18 protein-coding genes are annotated in these 14,696 nt (G+C 70.5%); 9 read left to right on the top strand and 9 right to left on the bottom strand.

What is annotated here, in order from left to right; all coding sequences use genetic code 11:
- Nucleotides 1-16: 16 nt before the first annotated feature.
- Nucleotides 17-1,174 carry a serpin family protein gene (locus AC5L36_RS29550; protein ID WP_441215039.1) on the top strand — a complete coding sequence of 386 codons (1,158 nt, stop codon included), beginning with the start codon at nucleotides 17-19 and terminating at the stop codon, nucleotides 1,172-1,174.
- On the opposite strand, the gene AC5L36_RS29555 is transcribed toward AC5L36_RS29550, so the two are convergent.
- Together AC5L36_RS29555 and AC5L36_RS29560 are read right to left on the bottom strand one after the other, a co-directional pair.
- Nucleotides 1,143-1,979 carry a methyltransferase domain-containing protein gene (locus AC5L36_RS29555; protein ID WP_494909265.1) on the bottom strand — a complete coding sequence of 279 codons (837 nt, stop codon included), beginning with the start codon at nucleotides 1,977-1,979 and terminating at the stop codon, nucleotides 1,143-1,145. The genes AC5L36_RS29550 and AC5L36_RS29555 overlap by 32 nt on opposite strands.
- The gene (locus AC5L36_RS29560) at nucleotides 1,961-2,407 is read right to left on the bottom strand and encodes a type II toxin-antitoxin system PemK/MazF family toxin (RefSeq protein ID WP_441215037.1); all 447 of its coding nucleotides are present in this window, start codon (nucleotides 2,405-2,407) and stop codon (nucleotides 1,961-1,963) included. Before AC5L36_RS29560 ends, AC5L36_RS29555 begins: the two co-directional genes overlap by 19 nt.
- A gap of 52 nt (nucleotides 2,408-2,459) precedes the next feature.
- On the opposite strand from AC5L36_RS29560, the gene AC5L36_RS29565 reads away from it, so the two are divergent.
- Nucleotides 2,460-3,215, top strand: a complete 756-nt coding sequence (locus tag AC5L36_RS29565) for a DUF427 domain-containing protein (RefSeq protein ID WP_441215036.1) — start codon at nucleotides 2,460-2,462, stop codon at nucleotides 3,213-3,215.
- On the opposite strand, the gene AC5L36_RS29570 is transcribed toward AC5L36_RS29565, so the two are convergent.
- Nucleotides 3,208-3,804, bottom strand: coding sequence for a dioxygenase family protein (locus AC5L36_RS29570; RefSeq protein WP_441215035.1), 597 nt, complete (start codon nucleotides 3,802-3,804; stop codon nucleotides 3,208-3,210). The genes AC5L36_RS29565 and AC5L36_RS29570 overlap by 8 nt on opposite strands.
- 625 nt (nucleotides 3,805-4,429) lie before the next feature.
- Between AC5L36_RS29570 and AC5L36_RS29575 the strand changes: the two genes are divergently transcribed.
- Nucleotides 4,430-4,555, top strand: coding sequence for a hypothetical protein (locus AC5L36_RS29575; RefSeq protein WP_441215034.1), 126 nt, complete (start codon nucleotides 4,430-4,432; stop codon nucleotides 4,553-4,555).
- 26 nt (nucleotides 4,556-4,581) lie between these two features.
- On the opposite strand, the gene AC5L36_RS29580 is transcribed toward AC5L36_RS29575, so the two are convergent.
- The gene (locus tag AC5L36_RS29580) at nucleotides 4,582-5,466 is read right to left on the bottom strand and encodes a helix-turn-helix domain-containing protein (RefSeq protein ID WP_441215033.1); all 885 of its coding nucleotides are present in this window, start codon (nucleotides 5,464-5,466) and stop codon (nucleotides 4,582-4,584) included.
- A gap of 315 nt (nucleotides 5,467-5,781) precedes the next feature.
- Between AC5L36_RS29580 and AC5L36_RS29585 the strand changes: the two genes are divergently transcribed.
- Both AC5L36_RS29585 and AC5L36_RS29590 read left to right on the top strand, forming a co-directional pair.
- The gene (locus AC5L36_RS29585; protein WP_441215032.1) at nucleotides 5,782-6,048 is read left to right on the top strand and encodes a DUF397 domain-containing protein; all 267 of its coding nucleotides are present in this window, start codon (nucleotides 5,782-5,784) and stop codon (nucleotides 6,046-6,048) included.
- 140 nt (nucleotides 6,049-6,188) lie between these two features.
- Nucleotides 6,189-7,157, top strand: coding sequence for an NAD(P)H-dependent flavin oxidoreductase (locus AC5L36_RS29590; protein ID WP_441215031.1), 969 nt, complete (start codon nucleotides 6,189-6,191; stop codon nucleotides 7,155-7,157).
- Here AC5L36_RS29590 and AC5L36_RS29595 read toward each other — a convergent pair.
- From AC5L36_RS29595 to AC5L36_RS29605, 3 genes are read right to left on the bottom strand one after another with little or no spacing between them, the layout of a single operon-like run.
- Entirely contained in the window at nucleotides 7,145-7,750 is a 606-nt protein-coding gene (locus AC5L36_RS29595) for an FMN reductase (RefSeq protein ID WP_441215030.1), read from the bottom strand. The genes AC5L36_RS29590 and AC5L36_RS29595 overlap by 13 nt on opposite strands.
- Nucleotides 7,747-8,853, bottom strand: a complete 1,107-nt coding sequence (locus AC5L36_RS29600) for an LLM class flavin-dependent oxidoreductase (RefSeq protein ID WP_441215029.1) — start codon at nucleotides 8,851-8,853, stop codon at nucleotides 7,747-7,749. The genes AC5L36_RS29595 and AC5L36_RS29600 overlap by 4 nt, the downstream gene beginning before the upstream one ends.
- Nucleotides 8,854-8,885: 32 nt before the next feature.
- Entirely contained in the window at nucleotides 8,886-9,728 is an 843-nt protein-coding gene (locus AC5L36_RS29605) for a helix-turn-helix transcriptional regulator (RefSeq protein ID WP_441215028.1), read from the bottom strand.
- An 82-nt stretch (nucleotides 9,729-9,810) separates the two neighbouring features.
- Here AC5L36_RS29605 and AC5L36_RS29610 point away from each other — a divergent pair, with 82 nt between their 5' ends.
- Both AC5L36_RS29610 and AC5L36_RS29615 read left to right on the top strand, forming a co-directional pair.
- Nucleotides 9,811-10,812, top strand: a complete 1,002-nt coding sequence (locus AC5L36_RS29610) for an aldo/keto reductase (RefSeq protein WP_441215027.1) — start codon at nucleotides 9,811-9,813, stop codon at nucleotides 10,810-10,812.
- Nucleotides 10,813-10,849: 37 nt separating this feature from the next.
- Nucleotides 10,850-11,302 (top strand): Lrp/AsnC family transcriptional regulator, encoded by a 453-nt coding sequence (locus AC5L36_RS29615; protein ID WP_441215026.1) that lies wholly within the window; start codon nucleotides 10,850-10,852, stop codon nucleotides 11,300-11,302.
- 463 nt (nucleotides 11,303-11,765) lie between these two features.
- On the opposite strand, the gene AC5L36_RS29620 is transcribed toward AC5L36_RS29615, so the two are convergent.
- Nucleotides 11,766-12,167, bottom strand: coding sequence for an SRPBCC family protein (locus tag AC5L36_RS29620; protein WP_441215025.1), 402 nt, complete (start codon nucleotides 12,165-12,167; stop codon nucleotides 11,766-11,768).
- An 82-nt stretch (nucleotides 12,168-12,249) separates the two neighbouring features.
- The gene (locus AC5L36_RS29625) at nucleotides 12,250-12,723 is read right to left on the bottom strand and encodes a peptidase inhibitor family I36 protein (protein WP_441215023.1); all 474 of its coding nucleotides are present in this window, start codon (nucleotides 12,721-12,723) and stop codon (nucleotides 12,250-12,252) included.
- Nucleotides 12,724-12,965: 242 nt separating this feature from the next.
- On the opposite strand from AC5L36_RS29625, the gene AC5L36_RS29630 reads away from it, so the two are divergent.
- Both AC5L36_RS29630 and AC5L36_RS29635 read left to right on the top strand, forming a co-directional pair.
- Complete coding sequence (locus AC5L36_RS29630) at nucleotides 12,966-13,550, top strand: RNA polymerase sigma factor (protein ID WP_441215022.1); 585 nt, start codon at nucleotides 12,966-12,968, stop codon at nucleotides 13,548-13,550.
- The gene (locus tag AC5L36_RS29635; RefSeq protein ID WP_441215021.1) at nucleotides 13,550-14,623 is read left to right on the top strand and encodes a hypothetical protein; all 1,074 of its coding nucleotides are present in this window, start codon (nucleotides 13,550-13,552) and stop codon (nucleotides 14,621-14,623) included. Before AC5L36_RS29630 ends, AC5L36_RS29635 begins: the two co-directional genes overlap by 1 nt.
- Nucleotides 14,624-14,696 lie beyond the last annotated feature (73 nt).

Genomic DNA, 14,696 nt, shown 5'->3' on the forward strand with positions numbered 1-14,696 from the left:
CGCATACTCTGGACAGATGGCAGCCGTACCCACCCTCACGGCCGAAGGCGTCGAGCGGGTCGCCCCGCCCGGCGACGCACCGATCGCCGAGGTGGCCGCCGGCATCACCCGCGTGGGCCACGCGCTCGCCGAGCGGGCCACGACCACCAACTGGGTCTGCTCCCCCCTGTCGCTGGCATACGCGTTCGCCATGGCACGTGCCGGCGCGGGCGGCGAGACGGCGGCGGAGATCGACCGCGTGCTCGGCTTTCCGGCGGAGGGCACGCACGCGGCGTTCAACGCGATCTCGCGGCAGGCCGCCACCGACCACGTGCGCGTCGCCAACGGCCTGTTCACCCAGCACGGCCTGCCGGTCGGCGCGGAGTTCCTGGAGACGCTGGCCACGCACTACGGCACCGGCGTGCACCCGGTCGACTTCGCCCGCGACGGCGCCGAGGTCATCAACGCGTGGGTGCACGACACCACCGCCGGCCGCATCCCGCGCCTCTTCGACGCCCTCTCCCCCGCCACCCGCCTGGTGCTCGCCAACGCGATCTACCTCAAGGCCCCGTGGCGGCACCCGTTCGCCGAGGGCGAGACGACCCACGAGCACTTCGCCGCGGCCGGCGGGCCGGTGCGGGTGCCGATGATGCACCTCACCGCCGACCTCGCCTACGCCGCCGGGCCCGACTGGCAGGCCGTCGAGCTCCCCTACAAGGGCGCCGACCTCGCCATGCGGCTCATCGTGCCGGCGGACGACCAGGCGCCGGACGCACTGCTCGCGCCCGACCTGCTCGCCGCCGTGACCCGATCACTCGTCCCGACCTACGTCGGGTTGGCCATGCCGCGGTTCGATTACGGCTCGCACATCGATCTTGTACCACCGCTGAAGTCCCTCGGCCTGCGGACGGTCTTCGCGCCGGAGGCGGACCTGGGCGGCATCCACCCCGGGCTCCGCGTCGACGGCGCCGTGCAGCGGGCGACGATCACAGTGGACGAGTGGGGCACCGAGGCGGCCGCCGCCACGGGGTTGATGATGCTCACCTCGATGCGCCAGCCACCGACCACAGTGGTCAGTGCCGACCTGCCGTTCGCCTTCGCCATCACGCACGTGCCGACCGGGGTGCCGCTCTTCGCCGGCGTCGTCGGCGACCCGAGCGACACTAAGGGCGGACGCCAGCAGCCACCCAGATAGTCACCACCGCGAGCAGCTCGCCCGCGTCGGCCGCGCGGTCGACCGCCGCCCACCACGGGTCCCACAGCTCCTCCGGGATGAACCCGGCCTCGCGCGGGATGCTCCGGTTGAAGAGGGGGATCACCGTGCTGGCGTCGTCCGGGTCGGTAAACCACAGCGGCACCGGCTCGCACACCACGTCGACGAGACCGGCGCGCACCAGGCGCCGGCGGAGCGTGCGCCCCATCGTCGGCTGGTGCTGGCGGGCGACCATCGCGCCCTGCCACATCCGCGACACCAGGTCGTCCGGCAGCCCGTCGCTGGCCAGCGAGAGCCAGTCGGTGTCGACGAGGCACACCCGCCCGCCGGCGCGGGTCACCCGCACCAGCTCGGCGACGCCCGCGTCCGGTTCCCCCATGTGCTGGAGCACCCGCTCGGCCCGTACCCCGTCGAATGTCTGGTCCTCGAAGTCGAGGGAGAGCAGGTCGCCGACGGCGTAGGTCACCCGGGCGTCGCCGGCGCGTCCGGTGGCGACGGCGATGGCCGCGGCGGAGGCGTCCACGCCGACGACCTGACCGCCCGGGGCGACGGCCGCCGCGAGGTCACGCGCCACCTCGCCCACCCCGCACCCGGCGTCGAGCAGGCGCTGCCCGGGCCGCGGGTCGAGCGCCCGCTGAGCGGCGGCCCGCACCCGGCGCATCTGCGGGTCGGCGGCCATCCGTTCGAGCGCATCGAAGATCATCGCCTGCATCGGCGGCGGCATGTCGTCGATCGTCGCGAACGGCGTGCGCTCCGGCACCTCGCGCGTCATCGCTGCGCCGCCCATCCGTAGCCGGTGCGCAGCTCCTGCGCCACCGCCTCGAAGCGCACCCGGTCGAGCACCGCGCCCTCGCGGCGGATGCCGTCTTCGTCGACGGTGAGCACCCGGTCGAGCCGCACCCAGCTGGGGCGGTGCTCGCGATCCCAGGCGCCGGGGCCGAGCGCGTACCAGTGGCGCTGCCCCTCGCGGTCGTTGTTGCTGGAGAGCATCAGGCCCAGCAGCGTGCGCCCGTCGCGTCCCACCACCAGCACCGGGCGGTCCTTGCCCTGCCGCGGGTCGTCCTCGTAGGCCACCCAGGTCCACACGATCTCGCCCGGATCGGCGTCGCCGTCCAGGTTGGGCGCGTACACGAGAGTGCGGCCGCCCAGGGCGGCCGGCTGCGGCCGGGGCCGCTTGCGCAGCCTGGCGGCGACGCTCTTCAGGAGGTTGCTCACGGCGTGCACCATATCCGGAATTCGATCTCGACCGGGTCTGTTGGTTGAGAACATGACTACTTCTACGGCTTCCACCGCGACCCGCGGCCGGGTACGGGTGGAGCAGGGCGCCAAGCGGGTCCGCGTGGTCTTCAACGGCCAGGTGATCGCCGACACGACCAAGCCGGCGTACGTGTGGGAGAGCCCCTACTACCCCACCTACTACCTGCCCCTCGCCGACGTGGCCGCCGGTGTGCTCGAGCCCACCGGTCGCGCCAAGCACTCCCCCAGCCGCGGCGACGGCCAGTTGTACACCGTGCGCGTGGGCGACCGCGAGGCCGTGGACGCCGCCCTCCGCCACGAAGACTCCCCGATCGACGAGCTGCGCGAGCTGGTCCGCTTCGACTGGGACGCGATGGACGAGTGGCTGGAGGAGGACGAGCCGGTCTACGTACACGCCCGCGACCCCTACACGCGCGTGGACATCCTGGCCAGCTCCCGCCACGTACGCGTCGAGGTCGACGGCGTCACGGTCGCCGAGTCGAGCCGTCCGTACGTGCTCTACGAGACGGGGCTGCCGCCCCGCTACTACCTGCCGATGGTCGACGTGCGCCTCGACCTGCTCCAGCCGTCGGCGACCGAGTCGTACTGCCCGTACAAGGGCAAGGCGACGTACTGGTCGGTGCGCGCGGGAGACACGGTCCGCGACGACGTGGTGTGGACCTACCGCACCCCGCTCCCGGAGAGCCAGAAGGTGGCCGGCCTCCTCTCCTTCTGGACCGGCAAGCCCGGCGTCACCGTGTACGTGGACGGCGAGCCGATCAAGTAAGCAGCAGCACGGCTTCGCCTCGCCACCCGGCACCGTCACGGCTGAGCAGGACACCGACCGGCCCTTCCGCCGGCGTGACGGTGGCGGGCGGCGAGCCGGAGCCGAAGACCATCGTCACCTCGGCCCGCCGCCCACCGTGGTCGATCTGAAGGTGGATGTGTGCCGGCGGCGCGTTCGCCTCGGGGTACTGCGCCGGCCGGATCGTCTCCAGCCGGAAGCGTCCACTGTGGTCGGTCTGGCCGCGCGCCTCGTAGAAGCAGCAGTCGTCCCCGCCCTTGGGACCGTACAGCCCGCGCGCGTCGGTGTGCCAGATCCGCAGCGGCGCACCAGGCACCGGCTGGCAGCCCCGGTCGAGCACGACCGCGTCGATGGCGAGCACGTCACCGCCGGCGGTGGCCTGGGGCACCCCTTCGGTCGGCCCCGGCGTGAGGGTGACGTCGGCCCTGCCGAACGCGGGCCGCGCGCATCCCGACGCGCCGCTCGGGCTAGCGCTCGTCACCACCGGCGCCGGATCGCCACCGTCGCACGCGACGACCCCGCCGAGCCCGATCACCGCGACGGCGATGCCATGGATGGAGCGCTCGATCATGTCGCCTACGAGTCACGAGGGCGCCCTTCGGTTCCCGCCCATTCCCGCCGCAACATTCATGCAACCCCATTGGCACGGAATGCCAATTCACGGAAATCCCGGAGTGCCATCGCGCGCTAAGCTATCGTACGTCTGAACGTCGGCTTGTCGATGCTCACCGACAGCAGCAATCCACTCTCCGGATCGCGATCTGCCATGTAGCTAGTTGACACTTCCGTTCCGCCGGTATCAGCGCCATACTGTATGGGCTGGTTCTCCTCGGATCAGCGCTGCTTCCAGGCATCGCCTGCAGCCCAGACGCTTGTCCCTCGGAAGCGCCGCGAAAGCCCTCCGATGCTGCGGAGGGCTTTCGTGTCATTTGGGCGCGGAGCCCCAATGCGCATTTCCTGCGATCCATCCGATTCTTCACGCTCACAGCACGTAATCTCGACGGCAGACCGAGTCACCGTACGGGATTCAGCGGCAGCAAACGCCCCGCATGTGACGCGGCGCGCTCCCCATGGGCTGCAGGCAGAGAGGGTGCCAGAAGATGACGAGACGATTCCCACCAAGACACTACGCGCATTCAATCGCGCTACACCCCCACCGCCGCACGAGACGCCCGGCAAACGTGATCTTGGTCATCGTGATCCTAGTGCAGTCGGTCGCGCTGGCCGCGTTGGGCTGGGACGCCCCAGCCATCGTCTCGATCATCGTGACGACGGCCGCCCTGCTCGGCTCCACCAGGGTGTTCTGCCCACTACACACCTGAAGCCGTAGGCGTAACAACCATCTCGGTCAGGCCGCACGCGCGGCCTGACCGCCAAGGTCACCGATGATGCGGCCGATCACCGCACCAGTCTCCTCGGCCGGCAGAGCAAGGCCCTCCAAATCCCAGAAGCCGGACAAGTAGAGAGCGAGTTCCTCCCCGTCATCGCGATCGAGGATGTAACCCCGTGGATTTTCCACGAATAGAAGCGCCTCGACGTTGGCCTCCCTGAACTCCAGGATCACAAACGGGGATCGCATGTTGCGATGCACCCCGACCTCAAACGGCAGGATCTGGATCGTGATCTGGGGAAGTTCCGCCTGCTCACGGAGGTATGCCAACTGCGCGATCATCGTGTCTCCAGGGCCAACCCGGCGACGCAACGCCGATTCGTCGACGATGAAGAACATTTCAGGCGCCTCGGGCTGGCGGAGGAGTTCCTGCCGGGCCAACCGTGCCTCGATCTGGCGGTCCATGATGCGTCTCGATGTCCCCGGCGGGGCAAGGGTCTCTATAACCGCCTGCGCGTACGCCTCGGTCTGCAAGAGCCCAGGGACGAAGAGCGGCTCCCACTGCCGCACGACCGAAGCGGAGCCCTCGTAGTTGAGGTAGGTCAACATCTCAGAGCTGAGGACGTCGCGGTGACGGGACAGTGGCGACTTACGCGCGATCTGGGCCCATCTCGTCAACTCGCCCACCTGATGAGGATCACGGATCTGGTACATGTCGAGGAGAGCGCGCAGGTCAGTGGTGGAAACTCCGACTGCGCCACCCTCGATCCTCAGCAGCTTTGACACCGACCAATCCTGAGCCTCGGCGACATCCTTCTGGCTGAGCCCTTTCGCGACGCGCGCCTCCCGCAAAGCGCGCCTCAGTCGCAACCGACAGATGGACGGATCGAGTGACTCTGCCATGGCTGGGTTCCCCTCGCAAAAGATCGCACAAACGGCGATCACGGATCGCCGTCACTAGCAGTATGACAACTAGCGATGCGCTAGTCACCATCTGGAAGCGGCGCAATGCCGATCCCACCCCCTACCGACGATCAGGACAGAATGCACTAGGAGAACTGACATTGAGATATATGAATATCAATTTGATCTCAAGATACGGTATTTGTCAGACTTTTCCAACCTACGACCACCTCCACACGCTTGCCGATCCCAGCAAGCAAGACGACACGCCGGGGAAACTTGGCCTCACGCCCATTTTGTGTTAGTTAGTGCCCGGTGATCACCTACCGCGCCGAGGGTGGCGATACGACCCACGACGGGCTCGTCGTCCGATGGGCAAGCTACGCCTGGAAGAAGAGCAGTCGCAGTGCCGCTGGCAACGGCAACTGCGTTGAGATATGCATCTTAGAAGATCGGGTCGGTATCAGGGATTCCAAGGCGGAGCCGGGCGGCTCCGTCTTGACCGTTAGCAAACAGAGCTTTGCGAGCTTTCTCGACGCGACAAAGTGCGGCGTTTTCGACCGTCCGACGTACGGCTCTTAAACAATCCATCTATACGACAAACATCGCAACCACCAAATAGCCCGCCGACTGACCTCGGCGGGCTTCACATTGCCCCCAAACCAACAACCGGAACGCTCGTGGGAAAATGAACCTCGGCTCTTGAGAAGAAGGGGACCACGATGACGTGGCGGGATACCGCGCTGGCGCGGCGGCTCGGTCTGCGGGTGCCGATCATCCAGGCACCCATGGCCGGCGGCATCTCCACGCCCCGCCTGGCCGCCGCCGTCGCCAACGCGGGCGGCCTGGGCTCGATCGCCGGCGCCATGCTCACCCCCGACGCGATCCGCGCCGCGATCGCCGAGTTCCGCGCGGCCAGTGACGGCCCACTCGCGGTCAACCTCTTCGCGCCGCTCCCCCGCCCCACCACCGCACGGGTGGCCGAGTGGTCCGCCCTCACCGGTGTCGCGCCGCCCGAGAGCTTCCCGGCGGCGCCCGACTTCGCCGACCAGCTCGCCGCCGTCGTGGGTGAGCGGGTGCCGGTGTTCAGCTTCACGTTCGGCATCCCGCCGTTGGACGGCGTCGACGCGTTCACGGTCGGCACGGCGACCACCGTCGAGGAGGCCCTCGCGTTGGAGCGGGCCGGTGTGGACGCCGTGGTGGCGCAGGGGTACGAGGCGGGCGGCCACCGCGGCACGTTCCTGGCGCCGGTGGAGCGGTCGCTGGTCGGCACGCTGACCCTGGTGCCGCAGGTGGTCGACGCGGTGTCGGTGCCGGTCATCGCCTCGGGCGGCATCATGGACGGCCGGGGCGTCGCGGCGGCGCTGGCCCTGGGCGCGCAGGCGGTGCAGCTCGGCACGTGCTTCATCCGCTGCCCCGAGTCCGGCGCGAGCGAGGCCCACAAAGGAGCCCTGGCCGGTGCCGAGACCACGGTGACCAAGGTGCTCACCGGGCGGCACGCGCGGGCGGTTCGTACGCCGCTGGTCGACCGCCTCGAGGCCGCGGGCCTCCAGCCGCCGGACTACCCGCTGCCGCGCTACTTGAGTCCGGAGCCGCCGATGTTGGCCGGCCAGGGCGCCACCTGGAGTCGCGCCCTCCCGGCCGCGGAGCTCGTCGCCGCCCTGGAGCGGGAGGCCACTCAGCTGGGCTGACCGCCGAGCAGCTCGGAAAACGGCGTCGGCTCGTCGAACGGGTCCGCCACCACCGGCGGCTCGCGGCGCTCGATCTCGACGGCGAGCTCCGCCGCCGCCCGCTCGATGCGGGCCGCGAGCGGGCCCTGCGCGGTGGCGCCGCCCCAGTCTTCGGGCGCGGCGAACACCGACGTCGGCACCACCACCGCCCGCAGGTGGGCGAAGAGCGGGCGCATCGCGAACTCCAGCGCCAGCGAGTGCCGCGCCGTGCCGCCGGTCGCGCCGATCAGCACGGGCTTGTCGACCAGCGCGCCCTCCGGCAGTACGTCCACAAAGGACTTGAACAGGCCGCTGTACGACGCGTTGAAGATCGGCGTGACCGCGACGAGGCCGTCGGCGCGGGCGACCGCGTCGAGCACCCGTTCCAGCTCGGGCGAGGGAAAGCCGGTCAGCGTGTGGTTGGTCAGGTCGTGCGCGCGGTCGCGCAGCTCGACCGTCTCCGCGTCCGCGTCCAGCCGGCGGCGGGTGGCCGCCGCCAGCTGGTCGGCGAGCAGCCGCGTCGAGGACGGCTGGCTCAGGCCCGCGGAGACCACCACGAGGGAACGCCGGCTCACGCGTCGATCCCAGCAGAAGCAGCGGCGACGGCCGCCGCGGCGGCGCGGAGCGAACCGTGCGTCGGCGCGTCCGGCACGTGCGCGGGGCGGCCCGCGGCCATCTCCCGCCGCAGCACCGGCACGACCTCCTCGCCCAGCATGTCCATCTGCTCCAGCACGGTCTTGAGCGGCAGGCCCGCGTGGTCCATGAGGAACAGCTGCCGCTGGTAGTCGCCGAAGTGCTCGCGGAACGTCAGCGTCCGGTCGATCACCTGCTGCGGGCTGCCCACGGTCAGCGGCGTCTGCTCGGTGAACTCCTCCAGCGACGGCCCGTGCCCGTACACCGGGGCGTTGTCGAAGTAGGGCCGGAACTCGCGGACCGCGTCCTGCGAGTTGCGCCGCATGAAGACCTGGCCGCCGAGGCCGACGATCGCCTGGTCGGCGGAGCCGTGGCCGTAGTGCTCGAAGCGCCGCCGGTACAGCTCGATCATGCGCTTGGTGTGCTCGACCGGCCAGAAGATGTTGTTGTGGAAGAAGCCGTCGCCGTAGTAGGCGGCCTGCTCGGCGATCTGCGGGCTGCGGATCGAGCCGTGCCACACGAACGGGGGCACGCCGTCGAGCGGCCGGGGCGTCGCGGTGAACGACTGGAGCGGCGTGCGGTACTTGCCCTCCCAGTCGACGACGTCTTCGCGCCACAGGCGGTGCAGGAGTGCGTAGTTTTCCACCGCGAGCGCGATGCCGTCACGGATGTCCTTGCCGAACCACGGGTACACCGGGCCGGTGTTGCCGCGGCCCATCATGAGGTCGACGCGGCCGTCGGCGAGGTGCTGGAGGTACGCGTAGTCCTCGGCGATCTTCACCGGGTCGTTCGTGGTGATGAGCGTGGTGGCGGTGGAGAGGATCAGCCGCTCGGTGCGCGCGGCGATGTACCCGAGGAAGGTGGTCGGCGAAGAGGGCACGAAGGGCGGGTTGTGGTGCTCGCCGGTCGCGAAGACGTCCAGGCCCACCTCCTCGGCCTTGAGCGCGATCGTCACCATCGCCTTGATCCGCTCGTGCTCCGTCGGAACGGTGCCGTTTGTCGGGTCGGGCGTGACGTCGCCGACGGAGAAGATCCCGAACTGCATGTCACCCATCCTGCCTCTAGTCCTGCTTTCGTTCAACTTTGAACTAGATGCCGATGACCGCTATTCCCCAGCATTTCCAGCTGCTCCGCCGCACGGCTGCCGGGCACCGCCGTGTACACGAGGAGCTTGTGCGCGTCGCTCTCCGCCACGAAACCCTGGCAGTCGAGCTCGATCACGCCGAGCTCGGGGTGGACGATGCGTTTGGTGTCCATGCGCCGCACCGCCACCTCGTGCCGCTCCCACAGCGCCACGAACTCCGGGCTCGCCGCGGTGAGGCTCGTCACGATCTCCCCCACGAACGGGTCGTGCCCGCGCCGGGCCGTCGCCGCGCGCAGGTTGGCCACCAGCACACGGCTGTGATACCCGTGATCGGCCTCGGGATAGACGAGCCGCGCGGCCGGATCGGCGAACCACCGCCAGACGAAGCTGCGGGCCAGCCCGGTGTACCCGGTCTGGTCACCGAGCAGCGCGACGGCGAGGCTGTTTTGCGCCAGGGTCTCGCCGAGCTCGGTGATCACCACGGCCGGCGTGTCGTGCAGCCGGTCGAGGATGCGCAGCGTGGCGGCGTGCACGGCGGCGGAGGGCGCGTGCCTGGGCGGGACCCGGTGGCCGGCGAGCAGGTACAGGTGGTCACGCTCGTCCGGCCTCAGGCGCAGCGCGCGGGCGATCGCGGCCACCATCTGCTCGGACGGCTGCGAGCCGCGCTGCTGCTCCAGGCGGCTGTAGTAGTCGGTCGACATGCCGGCGAGCAGCGCCACCTCCTCGCGGCGCAGGCCCTGGGTGCGCCGGCGCACACCGGCCGCGAAGCCCACGTCGCGGGGCAGGAGCGCCTCCCGGCGCCGGCGGAGGAAGTCTGCGAGCTGGGCCCGATCCACCCGCCAAGGCTATCCAGGGAGAGCCGCTCCCTGGTAAACCTCGCCCTGCCACACCGCGCCCGGCCGCCACAGGATCGACGGCATGGAGAACCGAAAGCTTGGCACGACCGGCCCCACCGTCTCGGCGCTCGGCCTGGGCGCGATGGGCATGTCCGACTTCTACGGCCCGGCGGACGAGGCCGAGAGCATCGCCACCATCCACGCCGCGCTCGACGCCGGCGTCAACCTGGTCGACACCGGCGACTTCTACGGCTCCGGCCACAACGAGCTGCTGATCGGCCGGGCGCTGCGCGACCGCCGGCGCGAGGACGTGGTGATCAGCGTGAAGTTCGGCGGCATGCGCACCCCGGACGGCGGCTTCCAGCCGGTCGGCGCCGACGTGGGCGCGGCGGCGGTGAAGGACCGGCTGGCGTACACGCTGCGCCGGCTCGGCACCGACTACATCGACGTATACCGGCCCGCGCGCCTCAACACCGGCATCCCGATCGAGGAGACCGTCGGCGCGATCAAGGAGATGATCGACGCGGGGTACGTGCGCCACGTCGGCCTCTCCGAGGTGGGCGCCGAGACGATCCGCCGGGCGGCGGCGGTGCACCCGATCGCCGACCTTCAGATCGAGTACTCCCTGATGTCCCGCGGCGTCGAGGACCGGATCCTGCCGGTCACCCGCGAGCTGGGGATCGCCGTCACCGCGTACGGCGTGCTGTCGCGCGGTCTCCTATCCGGCCACTGGCGGCCGGACCGGGAGCTTGTCGCCGGTGACTTCCGCGGCCACGCCCCGCGCTTCCAGGGCGACAACCTCGACGCCAACCTCCGGCTCGTGGAGGCGCTCCGCGCGGTCGCCGACGAGCTGGGCGGCACGGTGGCGCAGGTGGCGATCGCCTGGGTGCTCAGCCGCGGCGACGACATCGTGCCACTGGTCGGCGCGCGCACCCGCGAGCGGCTGGCCGAGTCGCTCGACGCGCCGGCGCTCAAGCTCGGCCCGGCGGAGCTCGCCCGAATCGAGGCGGCCGTGCCGGCGGCAGCGGTGGCCGGCACCCGCTACGACGAGACGCACATGGCGATCCTCGACAGCGAGACATGATCGGCCAGGGCGCGCATGTGTCGAATAGAATTCGGCCGTGGACGAGGTTGATCGTGCGATCGTCAAGCACCTCCAGCAGGACGCCCGGCAGACCAACCGCGAGCTGGCCAGCAAGCTCGGCATCGCACCGTCCACCTGCCTCGAGCGGGTGCGCGCCCTCCGCGAGCGGGGTGTGATCACCGGCTACCACGCCGAAATCAGCCTGGCCGCGCTCAACCGCCACGTGCAGGCCCTGCTGCACGTACAGATCCGGCCGCTGAGCCGGGCCGTGATCCAGGACTTCAAGGCCTTCGTGGCGGCACAACCCGAGGTGATCTCGGTGTTCGTCGTCTCCGGCGGCGACGACCTGATCGTGCACGTGGCGGTGCCGAGCGTCGACGGCCTGCACGCCTTCCTCATGGACCGCCTCAGCAAGCGCCGCGAGATCGTCGGCTTCCGCAGCTCGGTGATCTTCCAGCACGCCCACAACCAGGTGATCGACCCGCTCTGAGCCACCGCGACCAGGAGTCTGGCGAGTTTCTGGCGACAGATTTGCCCACGCTCGCGTCAGCTGAAGACCGTATGCTCCCGCGGGCACCGCTCCCGGCCGGCGGCTCGCAGACCGAGCCGAACCCCCCGGCCGTCCACTGCCAGGCCCGCGGTGCAAGCCCCCGGGCGAGACCATGATCGGCTTCGCACGGTGGTGGCGACTGTGGGTTTGTCCCCGGCCGCGAACGACGATGACCGGCGGACCGCCGGCCCCGCTTCCCACTGTTTGGGGAGGTAGCTCAGCATGTGGGCGGCGCCATGATCGTTAACCCGAAACCCGCGTGACACGCCGGCACGAACGCGGGTTTCGGGCTAACGATCACCGACGCGCCGTGGACACCGGGTCCGACCAAGCCTTGCTTGGCCGGGCCCCAAGCCAGCCAAATCGCGAAGTCAAGGGTCTGAGTACCACGATCCGGGAGCTGCTACATCTTCGTGGCGTAGTCGGCGCACCACTGGAGGAGGATCTCGCTGCCTTCCTTGGACTGGGCGTGCTCCTCCCGGGTGGTGCAGGTCTGCGAGAAGGTGATGCGGGTGCGGCCGCCCTCGTCGGCCAGGTCCATCGCCATCGGGGAGGGGTGCGGGCCGGCACCGTCCATCGTGGTCACCAGGCGTTTGTTCGGTATCACCTCCACGTACGCGCCGGTCATCGGGGTGCCGCCCGACATCGTGATCTTCCAGGCGCCGCCGGGGCGCACGTCGATCTCGGCCGCGCCGGGCGTGGTCTGGAAGACGCCGGCGTAGTGCTCGGCCTCCGTCCACATGCGCCAGACCTGCTCGACCGGCGCGTCCACCACGCGGGACACCGTGTACTCGTAGCCGCTCATGTCCGTCTCCCTCGCCTCGCATCGCGGTTATTTCCGACGCTGGGTTGGACGGCTCGGGGCGGCCGGACTCATCGGTGGCGGGTCAGCAGGTGCGGTAGACGTAGTCGGCCATGTCTCGGTAGGGCGCGACGTCGGCGATCGTGCGCCGGGTCGTGCTGGCCGTGAAGAGCGGGGTGTCGGTCGAGCCGGTCTCGTTGATGAACGTGACCGAGCCGGTCGACATGCGGTAGTGCACCGAGGCCGTGCGGTTGCGCCACCCCCACGTGCCGAGGTCCTGCGCGCCGCAGTCGCTGAGCTTGCCGCGCGGGTACGTGTAGTTGGTGCCGTCGTAGAAGCAGAACCAGTTCGAGGGGCAGTCCGGCGCGGCGGCGGCGAGGTCGGTCCGGACGACGGTGACGACGAACTTGCCCCCGCTGTACGCGATGTCGGCCGGGCCGATCTGGGTGCCTCCGGGGTGGGCCTTGAGGTAGGCGTCGACGCGGTCCTGTACGTCGGCCGCGCGGGCGGGGGTGGCGGTGGCGGCGAGCGCCACGGCGATGGTGGCTGCGGTCAGCAAGGCCGCTACAGGCCGTGCTCGTGCAAATGCAGAGAGCAACATGTCACCCACGGTAAGCGTCTCATTACCGTCGATGCCAGGCTGTTGTCGCCAAATGGGCAAAGGCACACGCGGCCCGGGTCAGCCGGAACGATGAATTTCCGCGATTGTGGGTCACGGGGAGGCAGTTGGCGACATTAACCAATCGGGTGATCAGCAGCGGGGGGCTTTGACGCAGGCTGCGATCCATCAAGGAGTCCATTGTGGGCACCGAAGGGGTGCGGGACGAAGCATGGCACGACGAGCTCTACCGGCGTTACCGGCAGCGGGTGATGGCGGTGGCGGCGTCGTTGTTGGGATACCAGTACAGGCACGAGGCCGAGGAGGTCGCGCAGGAGACGTTCACGACGGCGTGGGAAAAGCGCCACAGCTTGGGTGACGACCCTTGGCCCTGGCTGTACGTGACCACGCGCAACCACGTCTACAACCGGCAGCGGCTGCACGTGCGGCTGCTGCGGGCGCTGACCAGGCTGGGGGAGCCCGGGCCGCCGCACGACGGTGGCCTGCGCGCCTGGGAGCAGCGGCACGACTTCGCGCCCGCGTGGCGGGCGATCAGCGCCGAAGACCGTGAGTTGCTCCAGCAGCGCTACCTGCACGAGATGAGTGACGACCAGATCGCGGCGGTGCTCGGCATCGCGCCGGCGGCCGCCCGCAAGCGCGTGCAGCGGGCCCGCGGCCGCCTCCGCAAGATCATCGAAGACATGGACAACGATCTTCCAGCGGGCGCAGCCCTGCCGGCGGGTAGGGCCGGGTCTCTGGCGCCCGCCGGCGCCCGGAAGGGGAAGTGATGGGACACATCGAGGAGGAGCACGTCGACGAGGTGGTGCGCCAGGTCGTGCTGGCCGCCAACCCCGTCCGTGATCTCCCGGTGCCGCCGCCCCGGGCCACCTCCGCCGAGCTGCGCGCGCGGGCCGACGCCCGGCACGCCGGCCGCCCGCCCACCAAGCTGCGAATTTGGGCGATGCGGTCCAGCCGGTGGGCGCTGCCCACGGCGGTCGGCACCACCGTGGCGGCGGTCGCCGTGCTGGGCGCCGTCGGTGGCGGCCTGCTGACCTCCGGCGAGGCTGTGGAGGAGGCGCCGCCGATGGTGCCGGCGAGCGCACCGGCCGGCAACCCCGGCACCCCGAGCCCGCTGGCCCTGTCGACGGCGGGGCGGCCGCCCGCGGCGCGCTCCCACCTCGCCGCCCTCGCGAAGGCGGCCGGCCGCGCGCCGGCGACGCCCGCCGTGGGCGCCTACACCTACGTGCACGTGCAGACGTGGACGGCCGGGCGGAGCCGGGGGGCCCGCTCGATCTCCCGTGACGAGCGGCTGTGGTGGGCCGCCGACCGGTCCGGCCGGGCGGAGATCACCGTGCTGCCGCAGCCACCCCCCGTCCCGTTGCCGGCGGCGTCCACTTCGGACACCGCTATCACCACCTACGAGCCAGGGAAGGTGTCCGTCGTGGTTGACGCGCCGTCCGCACAGGCCCCACTTCTCGCGTTCCAGCTCGCCGACCGGCACCCGCTCAAGGAGGGTCCGCGCGGGGTGCTGCGGGCGGTGGCCGATCTCTACCGCTCCCACCACCTCGATCCGGCGCAACGCGCGGCCGCGCTCCAGGTGCTCGCCGACACCGACGGCATCGACTACCGGGGCACCGTCGTCGACCGCAGCGGGCGCAGCGGCGTCGCGGTCAGCGTCGACAGCGACGGCGGCACCACCCGCGACGTGGCCGTCTTCGACCCGGGCGCCGGGCGGCTGCTGAGCTACGAGCGGGTCGCCCTGGTCGGCGCCGCCACCTCACCGTCCCGCTCACCCGCCCTGGTGGCCTACGTGCTCTACCTCAACTCGGGCCGCACCGAAGCGGCCGGCGCCACCCCATAAGCCGAGACATGTCCCGGGTCCGCGTCAGCCACGGACCGCCGCTCCCGCCGGAGACCGCGGCGGCCGGCGGCTC

Source organism: Phytohabitans sp. LZ39 (assembly GCF_059359075.1).